23 protein-coding genes and 1 pseudogene are annotated in these 22,741 nt (G+C 67.9%); 15 read left to right on the top strand and 9 right to left on the bottom strand.

Annotated features, from left to right (window positions below; translation table 11 throughout):
- Positions 1–14 precede the first annotated feature (14 nt).
- Positions 15–794: a hypothetical protein gene (locus ACZ7MX_RS35060; protein WP_472138158.1), complete on the bottom strand. Its 780-nt coding sequence runs from the start codon at positions 792–794 to the stop codon at positions 15–17.
- A 411-nt stretch (positions 795–1,205) separates the two neighbouring features.
- Between ACZ7MX_RS35060 and ACZ7MX_RS35055 the strand changes: the two genes are divergently transcribed.
- Together ACZ7MX_RS35055 and ACZ7MX_RS35050 are read left to right on the top strand one after the other, a co-directional pair.
- On the top strand, positions 1,206–2,303 hold the full coding sequence (locus ACZ7MX_RS35055) for a hypothetical protein (protein WP_472138156.1): 1,098 nt from the start codon (positions 1,206–1,208) through the stop codon (positions 2,301–2,303).
- 43 nt (positions 2,304–2,346) lie between these two features.
- The gene (locus tag ACZ7MX_RS35050; protein WP_472138154.1) at positions 2,347–2,859 is read left to right on the top strand and encodes a hypothetical protein; all 513 of its coding nucleotides are present in this window, start codon (positions 2,347–2,349) and stop codon (positions 2,857–2,859) included.
- 55 nt (positions 2,860–2,914) lie between these two features.
- Here ACZ7MX_RS35050 and ACZ7MX_RS35045 read toward each other — a convergent pair whose 3' ends face one another.
- From ACZ7MX_RS35045 to ACZ7MX_RS35035, 3 genes and pseudogenes are all read right to left on the bottom strand, one after another.
- On the bottom strand, positions 2,915–3,631 hold the full coding sequence (locus tag ACZ7MX_RS35045; RefSeq protein ID WP_472138152.1) for an RICIN domain-containing protein: 717 nt from the start codon (positions 3,629–3,631) through the stop codon (positions 2,915–2,917).
- 14 nt (positions 3,632–3,645) lie between these two features.
- Positions 3,646–4,446: an NHL domain-containing protein gene (locus ACZ7MX_RS35040; RefSeq protein ID WP_472138150.1), complete on the bottom strand. Its 801-nt coding sequence runs from the start codon at positions 4,444–4,446 to the stop codon at positions 3,646–3,648.
- Positions 4,447–5,507: 1,061 nt separating this feature from the next.
- Positions 5,508–5,858, bottom strand: a pseudogene (locus ACZ7MX_RS35035) (3'-5' exonuclease); the annotation flags it as partial.
- Between the two features lie 43 nt (positions 5,859–5,901).
- Here ACZ7MX_RS35035 and ACZ7MX_RS35030 point away from each other — a divergent pair.
- From ACZ7MX_RS35030 to ACZ7MX_RS35020, 3 genes are all read left to right on the top strand, one after another.
- On the top strand, positions 5,902–6,654 hold the full coding sequence (locus ACZ7MX_RS35030) for a hypothetical protein (protein WP_472138148.1): 753 nt from the start codon (positions 5,902–5,904) through the stop codon (positions 6,652–6,654).
- Positions 6,655–6,865: 211 nt separating this feature from the next.
- Positions 6,866–7,264 carry a hypothetical protein gene (locus ACZ7MX_RS35025; RefSeq protein ID WP_472138146.1) on the top strand — a complete coding sequence of 133 codons (399 nt, stop codon included), beginning with the start codon at positions 6,866–6,868 and terminating at the stop codon, positions 7,262–7,264.
- Positions 7,265–7,346: 82 nt separating this feature from the next.
- Entirely contained in the window at positions 7,347–7,946 is a 600-nt protein-coding gene (locus ACZ7MX_RS35020; RefSeq protein WP_472138144.1) for a hypothetical protein, read from the top strand.
- Positions 7,947–8,043: 97 nt separating this feature from the next.
- Here the strand turns inward: ACZ7MX_RS35020 and ACZ7MX_RS35015 are convergent, their stop codons facing one another.
- Positions 8,044–8,730 (bottom strand): hypothetical protein, encoded by a 687-nt coding sequence (locus tag ACZ7MX_RS35015; protein ID WP_472138142.1) that lies wholly within the window; start codon positions 8,728–8,730, stop codon positions 8,044–8,046.
- A gap of 202 nt (positions 8,731–8,932) precedes the next feature.
- On the opposite strand from ACZ7MX_RS35015, the gene ACZ7MX_RS35010 reads away from it, so the two are divergent.
- Together ACZ7MX_RS35010 and ACZ7MX_RS35005 are read left to right on the top strand one after the other, a co-directional pair.
- Complete coding sequence (locus tag ACZ7MX_RS35010) at positions 8,933–10,579, top strand: hypothetical protein (protein ID WP_472138140.1); 1,647 nt, start codon at positions 8,933–8,935, stop codon at positions 10,577–10,579.
- A gap of 59 nt (positions 10,580–10,638) precedes the next feature.
- Positions 10,639–11,784, top strand: coding sequence for a hypothetical protein (locus ACZ7MX_RS35005; RefSeq protein ID WP_472138138.1), 1,146 nt, complete (start codon positions 10,639–10,641; stop codon positions 11,782–11,784).
- A gap of 353 nt (positions 11,785–12,137) precedes the next feature.
- Here the strand turns inward: ACZ7MX_RS35005 and ACZ7MX_RS35000 are convergent, their stop codons facing one another.
- The gene (locus ACZ7MX_RS35000; protein ID WP_472138136.1) at positions 12,138–12,320 is read right to left on the bottom strand and encodes a hypothetical protein; all 183 of its coding nucleotides are present in this window, start codon (positions 12,318–12,320) and stop codon (positions 12,138–12,140) included.
- Positions 12,321–13,162: 842 nt separating this feature from the next.
- Here ACZ7MX_RS35000 and ACZ7MX_RS34995 point away from each other — a divergent pair.
- From ACZ7MX_RS34995 to ACZ7MX_RS34980, 4 genes are all read left to right on the top strand, one after another.
- Positions 13,163–14,779, top strand: a complete 1,617-nt coding sequence (locus ACZ7MX_RS34995) for an IPT/TIG domain-containing protein (RefSeq protein ID WP_472138134.1) — start codon at positions 13,163–13,165, stop codon at positions 14,777–14,779.
- Positions 14,780–15,174: 395 nt separating this feature from the next.
- Positions 15,175–15,705, top strand: coding sequence for a DinB family protein (locus ACZ7MX_RS34990; RefSeq protein ID WP_472138132.1), 531 nt, complete (start codon positions 15,175–15,177; stop codon positions 15,703–15,705).
- Between the two features lie 432 nt (positions 15,706–16,137).
- Positions 16,138–16,347 (top strand): hypothetical protein, encoded by a 210-nt coding sequence (locus ACZ7MX_RS34985; protein WP_472138130.1) that lies wholly within the window; start codon positions 16,138–16,140, stop codon positions 16,345–16,347.
- Positions 16,348–16,368: 21 nt separating this feature from the next.
- Positions 16,369–16,701, top strand: coding sequence for a hypothetical protein (locus ACZ7MX_RS34980; RefSeq protein WP_472138128.1), 333 nt, complete (start codon positions 16,369–16,371; stop codon positions 16,699–16,701).
- A 143-nt stretch (positions 16,702–16,844) separates the two neighbouring features.
- Here ACZ7MX_RS34980 and ACZ7MX_RS34975 read toward each other — a convergent pair whose 3' ends face one another.
- Positions 16,845–16,991, bottom strand: a complete 147-nt coding sequence (locus ACZ7MX_RS34975) for a hypothetical protein (RefSeq protein WP_472138126.1) — start codon at positions 16,989–16,991, stop codon at positions 16,845–16,847.
- 5 nt (positions 16,992–16,996) lie between these two features.
- Complete coding sequence (locus ACZ7MX_RS34970; RefSeq protein WP_472138124.1) at positions 16,997–17,158, bottom strand: hypothetical protein; 162 nt, start codon at positions 17,156–17,158, stop codon at positions 16,997–16,999.
- 258 nt (positions 17,159–17,416) lie between these two features.
- Here ACZ7MX_RS34970 and ACZ7MX_RS34965 point away from each other — a divergent pair, with 258 nt between their 5' ends.
- From ACZ7MX_RS34965 to ACZ7MX_RS34950, 4 genes are all read left to right on the top strand, one after another.
- On the top strand, positions 17,417–18,316 hold the full coding sequence (locus ACZ7MX_RS34965; protein ID WP_472138122.1) for an aminoglycoside phosphotransferase family protein: 900 nt from the start codon (positions 17,417–17,419) through the stop codon (positions 18,314–18,316).
- A gap of 240 nt (positions 18,317–18,556) precedes the next feature.
- Complete coding sequence (locus ACZ7MX_RS34960; RefSeq protein WP_472138120.1) at positions 18,557–18,916, top strand: hypothetical protein; 360 nt, start codon at positions 18,557–18,559, stop codon at positions 18,914–18,916.
- A 48-nt stretch (positions 18,917–18,964) separates the two neighbouring features.
- Positions 18,965–19,885, top strand: coding sequence for an NADP-dependent oxidoreductase (locus ACZ7MX_RS34955; protein WP_472138118.1), 921 nt, complete (start codon positions 18,965–18,967; stop codon positions 19,883–19,885).
- A gap of 305 nt (positions 19,886–20,190) precedes the next feature.
- Positions 20,191–20,934, top strand: coding sequence for a FadR/GntR family transcriptional regulator (locus ACZ7MX_RS34950; protein ID WP_472138117.1), 744 nt, complete (start codon positions 20,191–20,193; stop codon positions 20,932–20,934).
- A gap of 104 nt (positions 20,935–21,038) precedes the next feature.
- Here ACZ7MX_RS34950 and ACZ7MX_RS34945 read toward each other — a convergent pair whose 3' ends face one another.
- Positions 21,039–22,712 carry an L-lactate permease gene (locus ACZ7MX_RS34945; RefSeq protein WP_351533282.1) on the bottom strand — a complete coding sequence of 558 codons (1,674 nt, stop codon included), beginning with the start codon at positions 22,710–22,712 and terminating at the stop codon, positions 21,039–21,041.
- Positions 22,713–22,741: the final 29 nt, after the last annotated feature.

Genomic DNA, 22,741 nt, shown 5'->3' with positions numbered 1-22,741 from the left:
GCGGTGGCCGGCGGTCACGTGAAGACGTGGTGGTAGGGGACGCTCCACTCGTTGGCCAGCCGCGGGTAGAAGGTGTTGATGACCGTCCCGGTGAAGTCGCCGCCCCAGTTGTAGGTGACGCGCACCTCGCTGTCGGCCGCGACCGCGTGGTCCTTGAACCCAAGGATGGTGTCGGGGTGGGTGATCGGCACGAACGTGAGCCCGCCCCACGGCGTCACCGTGACCACCCACAGCTGGGTGTCCTCGGGTGCACCGTTCTTCCCGCGCCACGCGTCGTCAACCTTGTCGGGCAGGCCCACCTGGACGGTGTCGGCCGTGCTGGCGGGGGCGTCCTGGTGCACGGTGACACGCCGGCGCAGCGGCTTCGGGATGCCGTCGTCACCGCGTCCGGGGTCGGGCTGGCTCGCGGCGGCGGGTGCGTAGGGCATCTGTCCGGCCGGGGCGGGCGATGCCTGGCCAGCTCCGGCGGGGGCGGGGGTTGGTGCTGCCTGGCCCGCGGCGCTCTCCAGGAAGTACAGGGGGCGCTGCCCGAAGAAGCCGGCGGGGGTGATGTACCACAGGTGGCCCTTCGCTTCCTTGGTGGCCGAGTCCAGTGAGGTGGCCAGCTCGACGCCCTTGTCGTGGACCGAATCCGCCAGGTCGGCCGGGCGCAGGTAGCCGCCGTTGAAGGCGTGGACGAGCATGACCGGCCGGTTCTCCACCAGCGCCGCCACGATCGCGTTGTCGTAGCTGTTCACCGCTACCGGGCCGCCGACCACCAGATTCGACATCGTGGTGCGTTCTTGGGTGTACATGCGAAAACCTCACCTGTTCTGGTTGTGGAACAACGCGTCGGGCACTCAGCGACTGGCTGATAAATCACTGCGATCGCCGCTGGAGGTTTACTGCTCATCAATACGCTCGACCAGAAGACTGTAAAGCGCGTGCGCGACTGGAGACGGCACCGTTATTCACGGCTACGTTCAAGACCGGCACCTCAGAAAGAGGCATCCGAGGTGCCGACCACGCGATCGACACTTCCGGAACTTAGCGTTGGTTAAGGGGAGTTGAGGAGGTAAAAGGATTCTTCGTCACTCGATTGAGGGTGTTGGACTGTGACGTCTTCCAGGGAATTCCAGGCCGTGCTAGCTTCGATTCCCGGAACGCGTGCACATTCCGTTCATATTTATCGAGCGATATTCGGCCACATCAGTCGAGGACGGGGAATGTCTTTCAACGCGTACAACCTAGGACGGACCAAGCGCCAGCCGCTGACGTTGAAAAACCAGAAGGAACTCAACATCGACTGGCCCTCCCTGCTGAACCACCCCAGCCTGATCTACGTCGACAACAACGGTGCACGGCACCAACCCATCGGGTTCTCCGTGAACAAGCAGCAGTACGGCACCTTCCCGGCTTCTCTGACCGCGTTCAAGCTGGGCTGGATCGCTTACATGGGCCTCGGGGCGCCGCTGATCGAGGAGCGCTGCGACATCGGCCCGCCCCCGCCCGACATGTGCTCCTCTCGCACGTACGTCAACCGCAGCCAGACATCGAAGATGACCTTCACCGACTCGGTCGATTTCACCGTGTCAAACGACATCAAGTGGTCGCTTCAGGCGGATGCCAAGCTCACCTTCGGCGGCAGCATCAGCGCACAGCTGCAACTGCAACTGCAGAACCAGCTGCGGATGGACCTGCAGCAGCAGATGCAGGCCCAGTGCCAAAACGAGGTGGCGAACAAGAACGCGAACACGCTGACCAACAAGAACAGCAAGGACAGCGTCGGAGCGGACAACGCAAACACCACCGAGAACGCGGTACGGAACGCGGCGACGAACTCCATGTCGAACGCGATGACGGAGTCGGTGGGCTTCACCACCACCGGCAGCGCCACCGGCACCGCCGGGCTCAACGCTTCCCTGGCGCTGGGCATCCAGGGCTCCGTGAGCGGCTCGCTGTCCACCAGCTGGACCTCGAAATCGCAGATCTCCGGCGAAGTCCCCCCGGGCGGCCGCGTGGAGACCCTCGTCACCCAGCGGCGCTGCCACAAGCACTACCACTACGAGATCCCGGTGACCTTCTCCGGGTTCATCGCGGTGCACTACGCCGTGCCCGTGGCGGTCCTCACTCCCCCGCAGCCCGGCACCTATCCCGGCCTCGCCCAGACGGTCGCCCGGCCCATCAGCATCCTCGACCTGAGCGCCGGCGGGTTCCACCTGCACGGACTGGCCGAGGTCATCTCCGTCCTGGACGTCCTGCACACCATGTTCGACAGCCAGAGCCTGACCGACAGCGACCGAACCCAGCACAAGCAGCCCTGAGCCCGCGCCGGCACCACCATGACGACGAACAGAGGTGACCACCATGGTCTTCAACAAGATCTTCGACTTCGCCGGCGACAGCGCGGGGCTCTTCTCCGTGACCAACGGCGCCAGGGCCCAGCCGGGCGCCGACCCCGACACCTTCGAAGAAGCCACGGAGGGCGCATTCGACGACAGGAGCACCAGCCTGTCCGCCGATGCCATCCACGGAGCCACCTCCCGCGCGAAGACCGTGCAGGAACAATCGCCCGAAGCCCGCATCATCATGGGCTTCCTCAGCTCCTTCATCCAGCAGACCCGGACGGCAGCCGGTTCCCAGGGATACGCCCAGGACCTCAGCTCGGTCTCCACGGCAGCGTCCGACGGCATGACGCAGTCCAGGACGACGATCGCGGACGACCCGGGCCTGCAGAAGAACGAGGACCTGCAGAACAACCCGGACAAGGGCAAGTACAGCGGCATGCCCAAGACGCCGGCGAAGCCTGAGGCGCCGGCGGCCGGCAATGCCCCCAAGGCGACGGCGGACAAGCCCGACAAGCCGTCCAACTCCGAGTAGCGACCCACTCCACATGAGGGGGCAGGGGCGGCCCCGCCCCTGCCCCCTTCGAGCATCACACGGGGAGCAGCTGCCACTGCCGGCCCCGATGGTCGCCCTCCGCCCCGTCCTGCCTGATCGCCGCGCGGGCATTGGTGTCGACTTGCAGGAGCAGACCGCTGTTGCGGTTCGCGATCTCGTATACCCGGGGGCTGCCGTTCACCGAGCCCACCGGGATCAGCCTCCACTGCTGGTGGTGCGCGTCGTCGCCTTCGTAGGCGCGCTGCGCGACCACCGCGCCGGCCCACTCCTGACCGCCGACAACCTCCAGCACCTTGCCACTGCGCACGTTCTCGATCCGGTACAGGACCTCGCCGTCTTCCTCACCCGTCACGACCAGCCGCCACCGCTGGCAGCCCCTGGCAGCCACGAGGGCCTGGTGAATCTCGGCCCCGTCGTTGGTCGACTCACGCGCGACCGCCATCCGCAGCCTGCTGTGCACGTTGGCCCAGCACACCACCGTGCCCGAAGAAGGCAGCCCAGCCATTCCCGACGACGCGATCTTACGAACCCGGTTGTTGGCGCGGTCGGCGATGTAGAGGGCGTCGACGCAGTTCAAAGCCAGGCCGAACGGGTAATTCAGCTGGGCGGAAGCAGCTGGTCCGCCGTCACCGCCGAAGTCTGCGGTGCCCGTGCCGGCGACTGTGCTGATCTTGCCGTCCGCCGTCAACTTCCGAACCCGGCTGTTGCGGTAGTCGGCGATGTAGAGGGTGCCTGTGCTGTCCACCACCATCGCCACAGGAAGGTTCAACTGGGCGGAGATCGCCAGGCCCTCGTCACCGCCGAAGCCCGCGGTGCCCGTGCCGGCGACTGTGTCGATCTTCCCGTCCAGCGTAACCTAAGGACCCGGTGGTTCTCGGAATCGGCGATGTAGACAGCGCCTGAGCTGTCCACCGCCACTCCGTGCGGGTGTTTCAGCCGGGCTGAACCCGCTGGACCGCCGTCTCCCTCGAACCCTTCGGTTCCGTTTCCCGCGTACGTGGTGATCTGGCCGTCCGGCGTGACCTTCCGAACCCGGTGGTTGCGGTAATCGGCAATGTAAACGGTGCCGGTGCTGTCCACTGCCACCCCCAACGGGGTGTCCAGCTGAGCCAAGTCCGCCGGGCCCTCGTCACCGCCGAAGCCCGCGGTGCCCGTACCGGCGAGCGTGGTGATCTTCCCATCAGGCGTGACCTTACGGACCCGGTGATTGCCGCCATCAGCGATGTAGAGGGCACCTGAGCTGTCCACCGCCACACCACGCGGGCGGTTCAACCGGGCTGAGTCGGCGGGACCCGTGTCCCCGCCGAATTCCCCCACTCCGGTCCCCGCGACCGTTCTGATCTTTCCGTCAGTCGCGATCTTCCGGACCCGGTGATTGCCGCTATCGGAGAAGAAGAGCGTGCCGGTGCTGTCCACCGCGACCCCGTACGGGTCATTCAACTGCGCCGCGACGGCAGAACCCTTGTCCCCGCTGGATCCCGCCACCCCGATTCCTGCGACCGTTCTGATCGACGGGGCAAAGCTGTCGACACTTGTGGCTGCCGCACTCGCACTGGCAGTGCTCATCGTTATCCCTTCACCGTTGCGACCACCCGCTGTAGGCGACTGGCGGAGGCCAGCCAGTCCTGACCAGGTGCCGTACTGCCCGCACCGGCCATCGTCGGCACGGGTCTTCCTTGCCGAACACAGAACGTCTGCGGCATTCACACACGAAACGACCACGCCGCCGGAGGGTGCGCTGCTCCCATGCTGGAGGTCAGCAGGCCCTCGTCCGGGCCCGCCGCAGGCAAACCCGTCCATCAAGTGATCCAGCAGCACTGCGCTCCAGTACTGGCACGCCCGGGCACGCGACCGGCGGCCAGTATGCGCCAGTGCCCCGGCGCACACACCAGGGCGCTGCGCGGCAAGCAGCTTATGAACTGCGCTGTCTCGTCGGGACGTTGACCAAGCCACAGGCCACGACTTCACCGGGGGATCGGGCGAAGACCCCTTCACCAGTGCGTCAGTCAGTCCATGGCCGGCTCGCTTCAAACGACTCGGTCGCTGTCCACGACGGCGAGCCGCCAACGTCTGTCGTCACCTGATCCGGCGCGACCGCAGCGGTACGCCTGTTAGGGCGGTAGGCCGGTCTTGGCGGCGAACACACGGTTGCGGCGAAAGGAAGCCTGTGTTTGATGCTTTCGAGACTAAGCCGCGGGGGAAGTCCAATTTGTGACGGGTTCCTTACCGAAGTCCATCCCGTCGGTGCCGGCTGTGGCACTGTTTGCGCAGGCTGCTGGGCGGGCCCTGGAGTACGTGCACCGGGGGGTCGGGCCTGAGGGTGCGCCGCCGGTGGAAGTGTCCCTGCATCCCGGTTTTGCGCAGAGCTTCGACCGGTCGCAGGCTCATCAAGGCTTTGGGGGTGGATCCGGGCTTCGACCTGGGCGGTGAAGGGTTCTCCGCGATGGTGTCGCTGATGCTGCTCGCTCCGCTCGTGCCGGGCGCGAATCTTGATTTGGTGGGGTGTTCTGAGCGCACCCTCGCCGACGACGTCCCCGTCCTCATCGCGTTCCCCACGGTCGCCGCCCGTACGGCTCACACTCGTCCGGGAGTTGGCGGGCCCATCTTCTTGGGGAGGCTCCGCAGACTCATGATGGGCGTCCGTCGGGGTGGTCGTTGATCCAGGACAGGCCGCCCAGGTCCAAGTGTTCGCGGGCACGGGTGATGGCGACGTATGCCAGGCAGGCCTCGCCATCGTCGATGGGGCCGGGGATTGGGCGGCCGGTCTCGTCGTGCTCTTCGCTGTCTTCGGGTGGGGTGAAGTCGTCAGCGATGCGCACTCGGGGCCATTCGCGGCCTTTGGCCTTGTGGGCGGTGGAGACGGTCACCTCCGCCTGGTCCCCGGGCAGGATGCGGGCGATGGCGGCTAGAAGGGAATCGGTGCCGTGGGTGTCGACGAGGTCGACCAGGGGCTGGAGATCGCGGCAATCCGCCGAATGCACCGTCCTCGGTAACAGCCTGGAAAACTGGGCACAGTGGCTCTTGGTTGACCTCGACGTGCACGGCGCCCACGCCTTCGCCACCAGCTGGCACGACCGCCACGGCGCCCTCGCACACGACCAACGCCTGATCCCACTGCGCTTCTTCGCCCTCGGTGGTACTAACGAGGACGACAACCTCGCCGTCAAGGAAGCCGCACAGTGCATGCGCATCCGCGGCCCCCTCGCCCAGACCCTGTACTCACTACCTGACGGAGCCCACTTCCAGATGACGTCCACCCCACCCCCCAGCGACCCCGACCTGCTCTCCCACCACGAACTCGAAGTCTTCGCCGACTACTCCACCCTGCTGATCCAGGACGACGACGCGCGCCTGGGCGAACCCGAACCTGCCTGGTTCGAAACACTGGTTGAGAATTGGATCAACACCGCCCCCGGCATCATCGGTATCGGAGCCGCCCGCCCCTTCGACGTTCCCGTCACCGTAGACGTGCGCCGCACGCCGCCGGCCGATGACGACACAGAACTGCAGCAGGCCGAGCACGTCACCCAGGCCAGCCTCGCGATCCCCTCCGGACGCCTGCTGATCTCCATGCAGGACTTCGACGACGCGCTGCCACGCATCCCCCTCACCCCAGGCACCTACACCGTGCGCATTTACTCCCACGGCCTGCAAACCATCTCCGAGGACGGGCTGGACGGCGAAGACCGCTACCACGTGGTGCTCTGGCCCACGGACGAAGACCACCCCGCCCAGGTCCTCAAGCGCTACCCCGAGCCCCTTCCCGGCGGCTGAAACCCGCAGCCGAACATCCGGGAACACCTCCGGCCTCCGCCCCCGCCGTCGGTCTTTTCGAGGAAGCCCTGTGGGTTGAACACGCGGTGGTAGGCATCTCCGGCTGTCGCCCGAGCCCGCTTTGGGCACCGGAAGGTACTGCGCCCCGCCCCGACACGCAGCTGTCGGGGCGGGGCGCATCGTCGCCACGGCCGTAGCCACCCGTGCGGCAATGCGTATCCGCCATGGCAACCGCCGTAGCCAGCGGGGGACGCCCCGCCGCAGGCCCCGGCGTCTTTACGCCGACCGGGGCATTCCGCCCGTCGTCGGGCGCCCGGGCCGTCCCCGCCGTCGCCCCGACGCCCTGCTGGGCGACAAGGCGTACGACTCCCGGGTCGTGCGTTGCGAACTACGCAAACGCAGGATCGTGCCGGTGATCTCCCGCAAGGGCGCCCCGAACATCCAAGGGCTAGGCAAGCTCCGCTACGTCGTCGAGCAGACCTTCGCTCTGCTCCACCAGTTCAAACGCCTCGCCATCCGATGGGAACGACGCCTCGAACTCCACGACGCCTTCCTCTCGTTGGCTTGCAGTCTGATCTGCTGGCGGCGCATCAAGAGGAACCACTCATGAATGTGTCGCGAGCTCTAAACTGACAAGCGCCCAAGGGGCGGGTCGTGAGAGGCTGCGGTTCGATCTGGGGCAGGGGGAAAAAGTGGGGCTGGTCTACAGCTACGACATCTTTGTGCGTCCTTGGAACGTCGCCAGGGTGTTGGCCAATCTGGCCGATCTGGCGCCACGGGCACGTGCCGTGCCGCCGCTTGAGATCACCCTGCCCGGCGGGGACCGGCTCGTCCTCCCGTTCACGTCCCATTTCAAGAGCGAGCCGGTCGACTGTTCAACGAGCAGCACGCTCGAGCTCGACACGTCCCTCATGTTCGAAGTCGATGATGCACTGCGTGAGTACGCGCAGATGAGCGGCCGCGAACCCGAGGCGGACGGGCGCATCCAGATCGGATACATCTACGCGAAGGTCTGGTTCGAGTCCCTTCTGCACCCCGACTACGCGTTGGTGGAGTGCTGGGCGGCGACGTCGGGGATGAGCCGCTTGTTTGCGCGGTCGGCCAACATCAGGAAGGTGTTCACCGACCTCACCGCCGACAGCGGAGGAGTGTGCTGCCTGTTCGACACTGGCGACGGTGGCCCCGAGCAGGTGTGCTGGCTCAATGGTGAGCCCACCCGGGAGATGGTCTCCGGTCTCCGCTTTCCAGATCGGCGAGCACTTGTGGCGGCTTGGTCCGAATCCGAGAAGTGAGCATCGGTGCTCCCTCCCTGAGGCCACAAGATCGTGTTACGAGCTTTGAGGGAGGCGTACGAGGTAGCCGTTGCGGAACCCGCGCTCTTCCGGCTCATCAGCTGCGGACTCTCTGCCGGGCTGTATCCACTTCGTCCGGCTCAACGTCCCGCGCCCGCTGGCCCATCTCGTCCCAGAACCGGCGCATGCCGGCAACCGGTACCGTGCGCTGCCATGGAGCCTTCCGCCAGAACTGCAGGCCGAGCCACGACCGGGGCCGCCACCACCGCAGCAGATCGTGCTGTTGCAGGCAGAGGACCTCGCTGAATTCCAGCCGCAGGTCCTCCACCTTCGCCGGGTAGGGCCACATCCTCAACCTGCACTCGTCCGTGCAGTTGGAACCCGGCTGCAAGGTGCGCTCTACGCCCCGTACGGGGTCCAGACGGTTGCGGTCCCTGATCACGCATGAGGGGACCTGCGTCCGCTCCTGGGAACAGGATTCCACGACGCGGAACAAGTCCTTCGGCCGGTATGCCCGCTCGCCGAGCACCACCAACGGCAGTACGTCCGACAGCAGTTGCTGAGCAATGGGATCCAGGGTGATCCACCCGCTGGACGGCGGGATCCAGAGGTTGTGGGCGCGCTGATCCCCCGGGCCCCCAACCTCCGCACCCACTCCGTCGGCCATTGCGGCGTCATCGATCCACAGGTACCGCTCGGGCCGCCGGGTCTGCAGCGCGCGGACGGCCAGGTGGCTACTCTTCGCCGGCGCTGGGTCGAACACGGTCGGCAATCCGATCGCCACCGTATTTCAGGAGCGAACGTCTCCATGTGCACGGGCGGGCCGGAGGGCCACCACTAACCACGTACGTAGTCGGTCACGGCTACGGATGCGGCATGTCCTCCGACGAGGCAGACTGTTCATGGAGTGCCAGGCACTCAAGCCCCTCCTGACGCACCGCTCCCACCTCGCTGGACAGGATGGCGGGCGACGAAAGGTCGAGTCGGTGGACGGCATACGAGAGCATCGGCGGGCAACTGCCTGGTTGCAGCAGGCTCGCACCGCGGAGACCCGCGGCTCCCCTCCTGGAATCACACGCCCCACCAGCCGCGCGGTCCAGGCCGCCCTGGGCGACGCGGACTCCGACGACCGGGTAGCACGGAGAGTGCACCGCTTCGTGGTGGGAGTCGACCAGCAGGCCCGTCCACTGGACGCCCAGGAGCTGGCGGAGCTGGGGGATCCGATGGCCGCGTTGTTCTTCCGCAAGGGCACCTTCCCGTTGACGGTGCAGGATCTCCTCGCTGGGCTGCCCGAGCCGGCGACGAAAGCGAACCAGTCGGTGTATCTGATCGGCGAGGCCGGGCAGATTCCGCTCGGCTCCGCCCCCAAGCTGCCACGTGCCATGCGGTTCGCCATCGCGCGCGCAGCCACCGGCCGGGACGTGGACCTGCTGGTGAGCACGGAGGCGAACGAGGACCCGGCCACGACGTTTCTACAGGTTGCCGCCTGGGATCCGGCCGCGAAGGTGTTCAACTACTACATGCGGATCAGCCCCGTGTGGGTCTGGGCGGGCAACTCCTGGTCCGCTCTCGCGCCCGGCTCCCGCGGCCACGGCTGCTTCGACAGCCACATCAACGGCAGCGTCGTGATGAAGGAGCTGAAAGCGCCCTGGAGCAACTGGCAGTCCCAGGCAGCGACGATTCGCCTGGCCCCGGACGACCCCCTCCGTCTCGACCCGCTGTATCAGCAGGTCACCGGCGCCGAGAATCTCGAGCTGACCGTCCGTGCGCTGATCAGCCGCTGGACCGCCGCCCGCCTGGCAGCCGTCACACAGGACGGCACCGTGGAGCATCCCGAGCAGCTGATGCGCCATCTGTTCACCACGACCGCCGTGAACCTGGCCAGTACGGCGACCCAGAGTTCGACGGTCACCCCCTCCAGCGGAGACTTGGTGCTGCCCCCGGGCTTCTGGCTGAACAGCGACGCGCTGCTGAGCGATCTCGGACTGCCCGTCACAGCCGCCGTTCCTCCCATGGCCCCGGCCGCCCACTACGTGGAGAGCCTTGCCACCTTCAACTTCGCGCTGGAGGAGAAGAGCAGCAGCTTCTCCCAGCCGGGCGACACCTTCTTCGCTTTCGTCGTACCAGAGCCGGCATGCGAGGACAATGAGGTGGTACGGCAGATGGTGGAACAGGGCCTGATCACGGACAAGTTCGCCGCTTGCGCGCTCATGGTCGATTTCACCAACCCGGTCTTCAGCCCGGTCCGGGAACAGTTGATGGCCCATGTCCCCACCACGCCGACCGCCGTGACCGAGCTGCAGGACCATATCGCACACACGATCCTGGAAGCCGCCACGAGTCTGCCGCCCAGCAGCCCTGAACGCCGTTTCGCCGCCGACTGGATCCTCGCCGACGACACCTGGCCCAAGGCCTTCGCCCAGCGGATCGACGACTATCTCGGTCACATCGGCCAGCGGATCCGAGAGTCCGCCGGCTTCGACGACTACGTCCGGCTGGCAGAGTCCCGCCGCCGCGACTTCAAGGCGATGCGGCTCAACGAGTTCGAGCTGACGCTGCCGACCACCAACATCCCCGCGAACGCCCCGCGGCTCAGGATGAACGACGACGGCACGGTCGCGCCCACCTCCTGACAGCCGCCGCCGTCCGCGGCTCATCCGTCCCCGACGACCTCTCTGCGAAGGAGCGTCCCATGAGCCCGCTCGCCTCCTACGGCCCGCCCGGATACCTCGACGATCTCGACGAGACCGGCCTGAAGGCCTGGAACATGTTCATCAGCGACCGGGTCGACAACTCGATCACGGGCCCCGATCCCCACAAGGTGCTCAACGACAGCCCTCGCAACCAGTTCTACAACCTGACCAAGACCGACACAGCCGCCGACGCCCAGCAGGCCACCGTCACTTGGACGGCCTTCCCCCGTCTGGTCAAGATCCAGTCCCTGGCCGACGCCCAGCGGTGGCGGCGGGCCGACGCCAGCCGGGACGTCCAGGACGAGTACTGCGAGTGGAGCGTCACCCGCACCGCCGCCGGGAAGATCACCAAGGTCATGTTCACCTGCGAGGGCCCCGAGTACTGGCAGCTGCTCGCCCAGTCGGACCCCGCCAAGGTTCTCGAGCTCTATCGGACGCACATCAACCCGAACGTCCAGCACAACGACCTTTTCGGAGCCACCGGCACCTACAACCCTCGTAACCGGTGGAACGACTCCACGACGGACGGCGCCATGCATCTGATCCAGCCCAGCAACACCCTGGGGGCCGAGATCGAACTCGCGGCCGCGGCCACCGTCGTGCGGGTCATCGACGGTCACGAGCTGACCACCGAGCAAGAACTCATCCACTGCAGCAAGTACGGCGAGCCCGAGCGCAACAGCGACCCGCACATCGGCGGAGCCGTGAACGACCTCGCCCGACAGAAGGCGGACGTCTCCCTCGCCGACCCGGTCGGACTCTACTTCGACAAACTGGCCACGGACGGCTGGGCCACCCCGGACGGCTCCGATCCCAAGGACTACTGGATCAGGCAGCGCGGCGACACGACCCACCCCGTGCGATTCGTCTACGAGGTACCCCAGGACAAGGGCTTCACCGTCGGTGACATCGAGATCAACGGGAAGCCCATCCAGTTCGGCGCGCAGATCGCCGACTTCATCACCATCAAACTGACTGGCGTGGCCTGCCGTTTCGGACAGAGCACCACGCAGCCCAAGAACGCCTGCGTGCAGGAGGCCCCCGCGCCCGCCGAGCCGGCCGCGGTCGCACGAAACCTCAGCGCGGCATCGGTCCCCGGCTACCGCGCCGCTCCACTCGCTACTTCCTGGACCCGCCGCCGCTGAGCCGGGTAAGCACTGCACACGCTGCTACAGAACGGGGCTTCGCCGGTACGCGAGCGTCATCAACAACCCGCCGTCATTGCCAAGCAGTGAGCCTTTTCCATCCTCAGCCTGAGCTGGCGTGACAGATGAGCTGCGAGCCAACAGGAGGAAGGAATCGTGGAGTTCGATACATCGTTCCCAGCGGACCGTGAGGCGTTGGAACCGGTGGAGCAGGGCGAAGGTCTGCTCGACGACGGATGGGGGCTCCCCCGCTCGAGCGAAGCCGAGGGCTTGGGGAAGGAGCTTGCCTGGAGCCCTTGATGTTCGGGGAGCCCTTGCGGGAGATAACCGCCTGGACGTGGCGGCGTTGCGGCTCACCGTGCACAGCCTTCGAGTCGTACGCCTTGTCGCCCAGGAGGCACCCGGGCCGCCGTCGGGGCCGTGCCGGGGCGTTCGGCGACGGGCGGGATGCCGACGACGAGGTCGAGGGTCTGGGTGATGTCGACGAGGTCGAAGGTCGAGGTCGACCGGCGACGGACCGTCGGGAAACGCCGCATCCGACCGTTGTGCGAACGCCCGTGACGGCCGACCCCGGCGGATCTGCTCTCTGCTGTGCTGAGCACTACGGGTCCCACGGCAGGCTGGCCGGCGGCGAGGGCGAATCGGTGGCCGGGGGATGCGATGCGGCGGTGGCGACCGGTGCAGTGGTGGCGGCCGGCTTGATCCCGGCCGCGGCCGCCGCGCGGTCGGGCCGAAAGGGAAGCGATTCCCCGGTTCCGTTCAGACCCTGCTCGCCGCTCAGCCCCTGTTCCCCGCCCGTCCGTCATCCCGCACCGCCCAGGCCGGGACGGACCAAGCGGCGCTGAGAAGCTGTGTCAGAATCGGTGATCTGTGACGGGTGGGAGGCGCGGCCACCTCTTTCGACCTGCCGGACCACACCGACGTCCGATCTCGGGTAAGTAGGTACTTGTTCCTGGTCCGGTTATGCCATGGCGCTCGTGATGCGGCAGATCGGGCAGCCCGAGGCATCACCGCTGGGCCGTTTGGGTGATATCGCATAGCTAACTCTTGTCACCCGTTTGACATTGTGGGTCACTTTGAGTATTGGACCCGGTAGGCGCCCATCCTTTGCCGGGGAACGTGCTGTAGGTGGTTGCCGCGGTTCTCTCGCCTGGTCGTTCGGCCATGAGGACCATCGGCCGCCTGCGGCGCGGGCCGCACTGCCGCAGGCGGAAGCCCGGCAGCGGTATCAACCAACGTCCCTGCCCCGGGACCGCGTCTCCGTCCGGGCAGTTACTGCGGTTCCCCGATACGTGCTCAGAAAGGCTGCGCCGTGAACGTCTTGACCAGACCTGATCCGCTGCTCGCCGCCGTCGCAGCGCCACAGCAACTCTCTACGATGCTGTCATCGGCTGACACCACCATCCCCGTCGGCAGCTCCCCACTGGGGGTGGCATTGACCCCGGACGGGGGACGTGGCTACGTCGCGAACCGGGCGTCGAACACCATCAGCGTGATCGACACCGCCACCAACACCGTCACCGCGACCATCACCACCGGCGGTGGCCCGTTCCTCACGGCGGTCTCGCCGGACGGCACGCGCGTCTACGTGACCCTGTTCGACGACGGCACCCTCGGGGTGATCGACACTGCCACCAACACCCTCACAGCCACCGTCGCGGTCGGTGCCGCAGCCGTCGCGGTGGCGCTCTCCCCGGACGGCGCCCGCGCGTACGTCACCAGCCAGGGCACCGACACCCTTAGTGTGGTCGACACCGCGACGAACACCGTCACCGCTACCGTGACCACCGGCCCCATGCCGGTCGGCGTCGCCGTCACCCCCGACGGCGCCCACGCCTACGTCTGCTGCGTCGGCGACAGTTCCGTCAGCGTGATCGACACCGCGACCAACACCGTCACGGGCAGCTTCACCGCCGGCGACGTGCCGGTGATCGTCGCCTTCAGCCCGGACGGCACCCGCGCCTATGTCTGCAATGCGGGGAGCAACAGCGTCAGTGTGATCGACACCGCCACCAACACCGCCATCGCCACCATCGGCGTCGGCACCCTGCCGCGTTTCGTGGCCGTGAGTCCGGACGGGACCGCCGTCTACACCACCGACTTCACCGACAACGCCGTGAGCGTGATCGACACCGCCACCAACACCGCCACCGGCAGCATCCCGGTCGGCAACGGCCCCGTCTGCGTCGCGGTCACCCCTGCCGGGAACCGGCTGTACGTGACGGACAACGCCGACAACGCCGTCAGCGTGATCGCCCTGACGCTCGTGCCCAGCCAGGGCACCACCGCCGGCGGCACCATCGTGACCATCCGGGGTCACGACCTGGCCGGTGCAACCGCCGTGCGCTTCGGCGACAGACTCGCCACCATCCTGACCAACACCGCGACCTCGGTCACCGTCCGCACCCCCGCCGGACAGGGCACGGTCCCCGTGACCGTCACCACCCCCGGCGGCACCGGCGCCTTCGGCACCTTCTTCTACCGCCCCACCCCGCTCCTGACCGGGATCACCACCGCCATGGGCCCCGTCACCGGCGGAGGCACTGCAGTCATCACCGGCGCCAACCTGGCGGGAACCACCTCGGTGCGCTTCGGCTCCAGAGTGGCCACCATCCAGTCCGTCACCGACACCGCCGTCACCGTCGCCGTCCCCGGCGCTCCCTCCCCCGGCCCGGTGCCCGTCACCGTCATCACCCCCGCCGGCAACGCCAACGGCCTGACCTTCACCTATCTCTTCCCACCCTCCCTGACTGCCGTCAGCCCCGACACCGGACCAACCGGCGGCGGCACCGACGTCACCATCACCGGCGCCAACCTCGCCACCACCCAGGGAGTCACCTTCGACAACACCCCCACAGCCTTCGTCGTCATCTCCGACCACACGGTCACCGCAGCCGCCCCGCCCCACCCCGCCGGAGGAATCAACATCACCGTCAGCACCCTCGGCGGCAGCTCCCAGAGCACCTACACCTACCTTGATGGACCCGCCGTCTGACCACTGCCACCGGGCCCGAGCATCCTCCGCGGCCGCCGCCCGGCCGTGCGGCGTTGCGTCTCGATACGGGTAAGTGGATTGCCAAAATGAGGTCTGGTCTTCAAGACGCACGGCGCCATCCACGCCCTGGCCGAGGCTGGGATCCGTTGCTGAGCGCGACAAGGGCTGCGCCGACGGCACCGTCCGCGTGCCCTCCCGAGACTGCTGGGAGAAGCTCTCTGCACATCACCGGGCCGTCAACGCCTCAACGTGAGGCGGCAATGCTTCAAGCCAGTGGCTCGGCTCGCATCGTTGATAGTGGCTCGGCTCGCATCGTTGATTGGGTAATCGGCGGGCTGGGTGCTCTGCTGTGAGCGGGTGGCGTGCCTGTGGGGCTCTGTCTAACATCACCTGCCATGACTGCTGAAGTCGAGCCCCCGGCGGAGCCCGAGGTCACGCTCACCAGCCCGGCCGAGTTGTTGGCGGGCTATCTCGATTTCTACCGTGACGCCGTGCTGCGCAAACTGGACGGCCTGACGGACGCGGAGCTGCGGGGTAGCCGGCTGCCGTCCGGTTGGGCGCCGCTGGAGCTGTTGAAGCATCTGGCCTATGTGGAGCTGCGCTGGCTGGAGTGGGGCTTCGCCGGCCAGCAGGTCGAACAGCCGTGGGGCGACATGGAAGCCCGTGGCGGCAGGTGGCGTGTCAAGGCCGGTGAGACCGTCGAGGAGGTAACGGGGTTCTTCCGTGCCCAGTGCGAGCGATCCCGGGCCATCGTCGCCGGCGCGCGGCTGGAGGACCGGATGGCCACTCTCGGGGGCCGAATCCCGCCCGAGGAGGAGCGGCCAACGCTGATCTGGGTTCTGTTCCATCTGCTCCAGGAGTACGCGCGGCATGTCGGGCACCTCGACATCGCCCGGGAGCTTGCCGACGGCGTCACTGGCGAGTAGCCGGAGCCCGCGTCCCACCGGCTCTCGACTACCCGGTCAACGACGCGAGCCGAGCCACTGCTCCTCATCGCCGTGGTAGATGGGTTCGGCTTGGCGTCCGTGAGCATCCTTGGCACCGCAGCTGTGGAGGTCGAGATCCAGTACGCCGACGGAGCCGTAATGTAGGGCGCCGGGGGCCAGGCGGCCGACGGCGTCGGCGGCCGCCGCCCACAGGCGCTCAGCCGTATGCCCGTCGGCTTCGCCGGCGAAGACCAGGACGGTGCGCCGGATGGGCAGACGACCGTCCAGGGCTCAGTGCAGCGTGCACGCGCCTACCACGTAGTTGGGCCCGCCGACGCTGGCTCTGAGGGTGAGGCTGCGGAAGGTCGCGCTCCCCTTCCCCCGCGCAACACAGCCAGTTCCAGCGGCTCGGCCGACAGACGGGCGCGCCCGATGGCCGGTTCACGGGCGGCTGAACCCTCCGAACGCTTCGCCGACCGCATCCGCCTCCAGTACGTGATCGGCTGGCTCTCCGAGATCCTCCGCGATAGGGAGCAGATGCGGGCCGATGTGCCGCTCCACGTCGGCCCTGCAGGCCAGGTCGCTTATCTGGAATCGTTGCGCGAGCTGGTGGTGCTGCGCTTGAGGAGCCGGGTCTGCTGAAGCGGTTCGCTGCCGCCCAGGATGCTGAAAATCTCGGCCGACTGCGTCCGGCCCTTCCCCACCTCACCGGTGCCCCCCGGACCCGGTCTGTGGGTGCGGGTGACGACGGGACGCGCACGGATCACGGTGGCCGGCGACGGCGAGGGTGGGATGGTGAGCCGTTTCACCGCCGCGGGCCAGGAGGCGGACTTCGCCCCGGCTGTCGCGCCGCTGCTGCGGCGCCTGCTGGACGGAGGCTGGGTGCCCCTGGGGGAGCTGGCGAAGCTCGCGGAGCTGTCGGTTGCGGACGCTGCGGTGGTCGTCGAGGAACTGGTGGCCATGCAGGCCGCCACGGTGCGGGCGGGCCGGCGGTGACCGCGAAACGCTGACGCTGGGCACCTACCGCCTGCGCGACGTCGACGCCGCGGCCCGCCGGACAGCAGCCGCCCCTGGCGCCGCGCGGCTGGGGGTCGCCGCCGAGAGATGATCGCCGGGCCCGTTCGGAGACCGTGGTCCGCTCAGAAGTCGTAGCAGACGTGGGCGCCCTCGGGCTCGCGGGCGATCCGGTCCGAGCCCCAGCAGTGGAGCATCGGCCCGACGCGGTACAGGACAGCGCCACCGGCCAGCAGGACAAGGGCGGCAAGCACCGCGGTCACGGTCCGCATGGCCGTCATCCGCCGTACGAGCCACCAAGCCCCGGCGACCGCAAGACCCCCAACCCCAGCATGACGGCCGATATCGGGGCGGTGTTGTTCTGGACCTGCGGGTCCGCCACGGCCCGCTTGGGCAGGACGACGAAGCCGACGGCGGCCTTGTCGGCGCTGAGAAGCACGAACAGCTCCGGGGGCTCGACGTAGCGCGGGTAGATGAAGGTAGTTCATCGGGAACCTGAAGGTCGGTGCCGCCAATTGCAGCGATAGACCCCCGGGTTCATGGGGACGACGCTGAGTCGGTTTCGACGGGCGGGCGCGTGGAGTCCGCGCAGCGGAGGGCGGCCAGTCGAGAAAACCGATCGACAGACGAGTCCACGAGGCACTGTGATGGCTCCAACTGCCCGCTGCATGGAGGGGGCCCACCGCAGGAGTTGCTCTTGGCAATAGGCAGAGCCGCGGACCCCCGCCCCGCGATCGATGCCCCACTGGTCAGGCGTCTGGTCGATACGCAGTTCCCGCAGTGGGCCGAGCTACCTCTCAAGCTGCTCGACCCGGCCGGTTCGGACCATGTGATCTACCGGCTGGGCGAGGACCTGTCCGTCCGGCTGCCGCGCCATGCGGGAGCCAGCGGGCAGGCGAGGAAGGAGTCTGAGTGGCTTCCCAGGCTCGCCCCGCACCTGCCATTAGCCATCCCAGTGCCGGTGGCGGTGGGTGAGCCCGACTTCGACTATCCGTGGCCGTGGGCGGTGTCCCGCTGGCTGGACGGCGAGGTGGCGACTGCCGAGGCCCTGGCCGACTCGTCCCGGGCTGCCGTCCAACTGGCGGAGTTCCTCACCGCCCTTCAGACATTCCTGCCCAAGGACTCCCCAGCCGGGGACGCGCGCGAGAACCTCACCGGTCGGTCGCTGGCCGACCGGGACCGCGCGACGCGGGCCGCTATCGCTGAGGTCGATGGTGCGTTCGACGCCGCAGCCATGACCGAGTTGTGGGACGCGGCGCTGAACGCCCCCGAGTGGGATCGCCCTCCGGTCTGGTTCCACGGTGACTTCCACACCGGCAACCTGCTGACCGTCGATGGCCGCCTCAGCGCGGTCATCGACTTCGGCGGGCTCGGCCTCGGCGACCCGGCCTGTGACCTGACCATCGCCTTCACCCTGATGTCTGCCGGGAGCCGGGCTGCCTTCCGCGCCACGCTCGGCGCCGACGCCGCCATCTGGACCCGGGGCCGTGGCTGGGCCCTGGCCACGGGCCTGAACGCCTACACCTCCTACGCCGCCGCCAATCCCCGGGTCGCCGCACAGACCACCCGCCAGATCACCGAGGCTCTGATCGGCTGAGCAACTGAACCCAGGACATTTGGGTTCGTGGAGAACGCCCTGAGCCCATTTCGGGCTCAGATCCGATAAAGCCACACTCGACACCACTGAGCCAGCCAACTCTACGAATGGCTCGCTCAACCCGGTCAAGAGCAACGTCACGAGTTCCACCTCAGATGGCAGGTGCTGTTCCAGCAAGGCCACCTCCAGGCGGGGCAGAGTGTCCTAGTGCACGGTGCGGCCGGCTCAGTCGGGTCGACGGTGACTCAGCTCACCCGTGAGTTCGGCGCCTACGTCATCGGCACTGGAGGCGCTGCCGACCGTCACAAAGCACTCGGCTTCGGCGCGAAGGCGTTCGTCGGTCTCGTCAAGATCCGGGCCGGAGGAACACCGGTGACCATCGCCGAGCCGCCCGAGGCGCGGCCTGCCCACGGCCAGGCGATCGACTTCGTCGCCCTGCCCGATCGCGCCCAACAGGGTGAATTCGTCCAGCGTGCGCGAGACGGACGGCTGCGCACAAACATTGGCAACGTCGCGACCTCGACGATGCCGTCACGGCCTTCAAACCGAGCGGATCAGCGGGCAGACGATCATCCGCGTTCGTCCGTGAGCGACACGTGACCATCCCTGCAACCACCAAAGAGACACATGCCCAAGGAGACAATTCCCATGAAGGCGATCGTGGTGACGGACCAGGCAGCAGGAACGGCCGGAATGACGCTGACCGAGCGGCCCGAGCCGGCGCCAGCGATCAACGATGTCGTCGTTCAGGTTCATGCGTCGGGATTCGTCCCGACTGAGCTGGCGTGGCCCTCTACCTGGACCGATCGCCTCGACCGTGACCGAACACCGTCGATCCCCGGACATGAGCTGGCCGGAGTGGTCACCGCCCTCGGCTACGGCACGACCGGGCTGTCGGTGGGACAGCGAGTGTTCGGCCTCACCGACTGGCATCGCGACGGTACCCTGGCCGAGTACGCGGCCGTCGAGGCACGCAACCTCGCGCCGCTGCCGGGCGACGTCGACTTCACCGTGGGCGCGAGCCTTCCGATCTCAGGCCTCACCGCGTGGCAGGGACTGTTCCAGCACGGCCACCTCCAGGCGGGGCGGAGCGTCCTCGCGCACGGCGCGGCCGGCGCGGTCGGGACGATGGTGACCCAGCTCGCACGAGAGGCCGGCGCCTACGTCATCGGCACCGGACGTGCCGCTGACCGTCACAAGGCGCTCGACTTCGGTGCAATGGAGTTCGTCGACCTCGACCACGACACCCTCGACGACGTCGGCGAAGTCGACCTGGTTTTCGACGTCATCGGCGGAGACATCCAGAAGCGATCCGCGCGCCTGATCCGGGCCGGAGGAACACTGGTGACCGTCGTTGGGCCGCCCGAGGCGCGGCCTGCCCACGGCCAGGCGATCGACTTCGTCTTCGAGTCCGATCGTGCCCAACTGGGTGAGATCGTCCAGCGGGTGCGAGACGGACGGCTGCGCACGAACATCGACAACGTCGTCGCGACCCTCGACGATGCCGTCTCGGCCCTCAACCCGACTGAGCGACGCAAGGGGAAGCCGATCATCCGCGTTCGTCCGTAATGACTCGGGACAGCGATCGGTCCTTCCGTACGTAGATCAGAATCAGCAGCGTAGCGACGTCGGGCGACCTGCTCGGCGCCGACACGGTAGTCACGAGTCCGGTACGGATTGCCGCTTTCGGACAGCAGGATCCTCTAGCGGCAGGCCAGCCTGCTCGTCAGCCGAAGGACTTCGAGCACGGGTGCTGGGGCGATCGGCGTCGCGGGCGCTGTACCGCCGCACGGCCAGCGCGCCCCTTTTGGTCGGACCACATGCCATGTGTGACATAGTCGTGCCCCAAAGGATTTCGGGAGGGAAGTGGCGTCATGGCCGTCGAGTGGGAGCCCGTCCGGCAGTCCCGCACCCACGAATTGGTGCTGGAGAGCATCGAGGCGCGGGTGCTGGCCGGTGAGCTCAAGGCCGGTGACCGGTTGCCGCCCGAGCGGGAGCTGGCGCCGGTGCTCGGCGTCAGCCGGTCCGCGCTGCGCGAGGCGCTGCGCGTGCTGGAGACGATCGGCGTGCTGGTCGCCCAGCCCGGTCGAGGACCTGACGCCGGGGCGCGGATCGTGCGGCACCCCGACGACGCACTCGGCCGGCTGCTCCGCCTGCACTTCGCACTGGGCAGCTACCGCCTTGAGGACGTGTTGGAGGCACGGGTCACGCTGGAGCGGTCCAGCTTCCAGACCGCCGCCGGCCACGCCTCGGCGGAGGACCTGGAGGAGGCGGAGGCCCTCGTGCGGAGGATGCGGGCGCCCGGCGTCGAGGTCGTGGAGTTCAACGATCTCGACACCCGGTTCCACGTGCTGATCGCCCGGAGCTCCGGCAACCGGCTGACCTCCACCCTCACCTCGGCCGTGCGCGAGTCCGTGCGTCCGCTGATCCTGCGGGCCCTGGAGACGGTCGAGGACTGGCCGGCCGCAGCGGCCACCCTGAATGACCAGCACGCGGAGCTGCTGCGGCTGCTCCGGGTCGGCGAGGGTGCGCAGGCTGCCGATCTGGTGGAGGAGCACATCCGCGGGTTCCACGGCACGCTGGTGGACGACACCCAGCCGGAGCACGAGGGGGAATAGCGCGGTGGGAGGCACTGCCGCCGCGCAGAAGGGACACGCAGGGTAGCGGCGCGTGTGGGAGGAGCGGGGCGAGCCGCCTTGCTCCTCCACCCGTGTCAGATGCTCTACGGCAGCATCCAGGACAGGGCCGGCAACGACTGCAGGTAGACCAGCAGTCCCAGCGCTGCAAGCATCGCGACGCTGTAGGCGACGACCTTGCGCAGCAGGGTCCGTTCGGAGCCGGGCTCCCCCACCGCGGTCGCCGCGATGGTCAGGTTCTGGGGGCTGACCAGCTTGCCGACCACGCCGCCGGAGGTGTTCGCGGCCACCAGGAGGGTCGGGTCGATGCCCGCGCTCTTGCCCGCGGTCTGCTGGAGGGTGGCGAACAGGGCGTTCGCCGAGGTGTCGGAGCCGGTGACGGCGGTGCCGAGCCAGCCGAGAGCCGGCGAGAGCAGGGCGAAGATTCCGCCGACCGTGGCGAGCCAGGTGCCGATCGCAACCGTCTGGCCGGACTGGCTCATGACGTAGCTCAGTGCCAGCACCGTGGCGACCGTGGCTATGGCCGTGCGCATGTTCTTGACGGTGCGCCCCGCGGCGAGCAGTGCGGTGCGGGCGGACATCGGGAACCGGTCGACGTCGCTAGCCAGGCTGTAGACGAGCGTCACCAGAAGGCCGGAGGCGATCAGCAAGGTGCCCGGGTTGCCGAGTACCTCCAGCTTGTAGACCGCGCTGGCGGCCGGAGAGCCGTCGCCGGCCAGCAGATTGCCGTACAGGCCGGGCCACTGGAACTCGATCTTGACGGCGCCGAGCAGCGCGGGGACGTCGAGCCCGCCGGCCTGGAGCTTGGCCAGTGCGAAGACGGCAATCACCAGGAGGTACGGCAGGACGGCCAGGCTCACCCGGCGCGGGGTCAGCGGCTCCGGATCGACCTGGGAACGCTGGGTGTCGGGGGTCTTCGGCGTCCAGAACCGCAGCATGATGACCGCGGCCGCGAACCCGGCCAGCGCGGAGACCACGTCGGTGAGTTCGTAGGCGAAGTGCGACGCGCACCAGAACTGGGCCACGGCGAAGACGAGTCCGGTGACCAGGGCGATGGGCCACAGCTGCCGGAAACCGCGCACCCCGTCGACGAGGAAGAGCAGCAGCATCGGGACGAAGAGGGCAAGCAGCGGCGTCTGCCGACCGACCACCGCGGCGATGTCCTCGGGCGCGATGCCGGTGAGGTTGCCGGCCGTGGTGACGGGGATGGCCATGGCGCCGAAGGCAACCGGCGCGGTGTTGGCGACCAGGACGGTCATGGCCGCCTTGAGCTTGGGCAGGCCGATCGCCATCAGCATCGCGGCGGTGATGGCGACGGGCGCGCCGAATCCGGCCAGGGCCTCAAGCAGGCCGCCGAAGCAGAAGGCGATGAGCATCGCCTGGATGCGCAGATCGCCGCGGCCGATCGCACTGAAGGAGCGGCGCAGGTCCCCGAACCGGTTGCTCACGACGGTGAGTTCGTAGAACCAGAGGGCGGCAACGACGATCAGCATCACCGGGAACAGACCGAAGAGCATGCCTTGGGTGGCGGACAGGACGCCGAGCCCTACCGGCATCCCGTAGCCCAGCACCGCGGTCAGCAGCGCGGTGACCAAGGCACCGAGTGCTGACTGGAGCGCCGAGCGCTTGGCCGCCATCAGCAGCACGAAGAAGACCGCGAGGGGCACGAGAGCGAGCAGGGCGGTGGCGGTGAGGCTCCCCCCGAAGGCGGTCACGTCAGGGGTGTAAGCCGCGAGGACGGCCGGTTGCGCTGTCAACAAGTGCGTGCTCCTTCGTGAGTGCGGGTGCT

The sequence above is a fragment of the Streptomyces sp. NPDC107765 genome (assembly GCF_055657085.1).
This window is presented reverse-complemented; position numbering and strand designations above follow the sequence as displayed.

Bases quoted from the DNA above. Each gene is read 5' to 3' on its own strand.
- ACZ7MX_RS34980 (WP_472138128.1), top strand. From the start codon at position 16,369: ATGCTGAAAATCTCGGCCGACTGCGTCCGGCCCTTCCCCACCTCACCG.
- ACZ7MX_RS35005 (WP_472138138.1), top strand. From the start codon at position 10,639: ATGAGCCCGCTCGCCTCCTACGGCCCGCCCGGATACCTCGACGATCTC.
- ACZ7MX_RS35050 (WP_472138154.1), top strand. From the start codon at position 2,347: ATGGTCTTCAACAAGATCTTCGACTTCGCCGGCGACAGCGCGGGGCTC.
- ACZ7MX_RS34985 (WP_472138130.1), top strand. From the start codon at position 16,138: ATGGCCGGTTCACGGGCGGCTGAACCCTCCGAACGCTTCGCCGACCGC.
- ACZ7MX_RS35045 (WP_472138152.1), bottom strand. From the start codon at position 3,631: ATGGTGGTGGACAGCACAGGCACCCTCTACATCGCCGACTACCGCAAC.
- ACZ7MX_RS34990 (WP_472138132.1), top strand. From the start codon at position 15,175: ATGACTGCTGAAGTCGAGCCCCCGGCGGAGCCCGAGGTCACGCTCACC.
- ACZ7MX_RS34950 (WP_472138117.1), top strand. From the start codon at position 20,191: ATGGCCGTCGAGTGGGAGCCCGTCCGGCAGTCCCGCACCCACGAATTG.
- ACZ7MX_RS35000 (WP_472138136.1), bottom strand. From the start codon at position 12,320: ATGCGGCGTTTCCCGACGGTCCGTCGCCGGTCGACCTCGACCTTCGAC.
- ACZ7MX_RS35040 (WP_472138150.1), bottom strand. From the start codon at position 4,446: ATGAGCACTGCCAGTGCGAGTGCGGCAGCCACAAGTGTCGACAGCTTT.
- ACZ7MX_RS34975 (WP_472138126.1), bottom strand. From the start codon at position 16,991: ATGCGGACCGTGACCGCGGTGCTTGCCGCCCTTGTCCTGCTGGCCGGT.
- ACZ7MX_RS35055 (WP_472138156.1), top strand. From the start codon at position 1,206: ATGTCTTTCAACGCGTACAACCTAGGACGGACCAAGCGCCAGCCGCTG.
- ACZ7MX_RS35025 (WP_472138146.1), top strand. From the start codon at position 6,866: ATGCGTATCCGCCATGGCAACCGCCGTAGCCAGCGGGGGACGCCCCGC.
- ACZ7MX_RS35060 (WP_472138158.1), bottom strand. From the start codon at position 794: ATGTACACCCAAGAACGCACCACGATGTCGAATCTGGTGGTCGGCGGC.
- ACZ7MX_RS34955 (WP_472138118.1), top strand. From the start codon at position 18,965: ATGAAGGCGATCGTGGTGACGGACCAGGCAGCAGGAACGGCCGGAATG.
- ACZ7MX_RS34995 (WP_472138134.1), top strand. From the start codon at position 13,163: ATGCTGTCATCGGCTGACACCACCATCCCCGTCGGCAGCTCCCCACTG.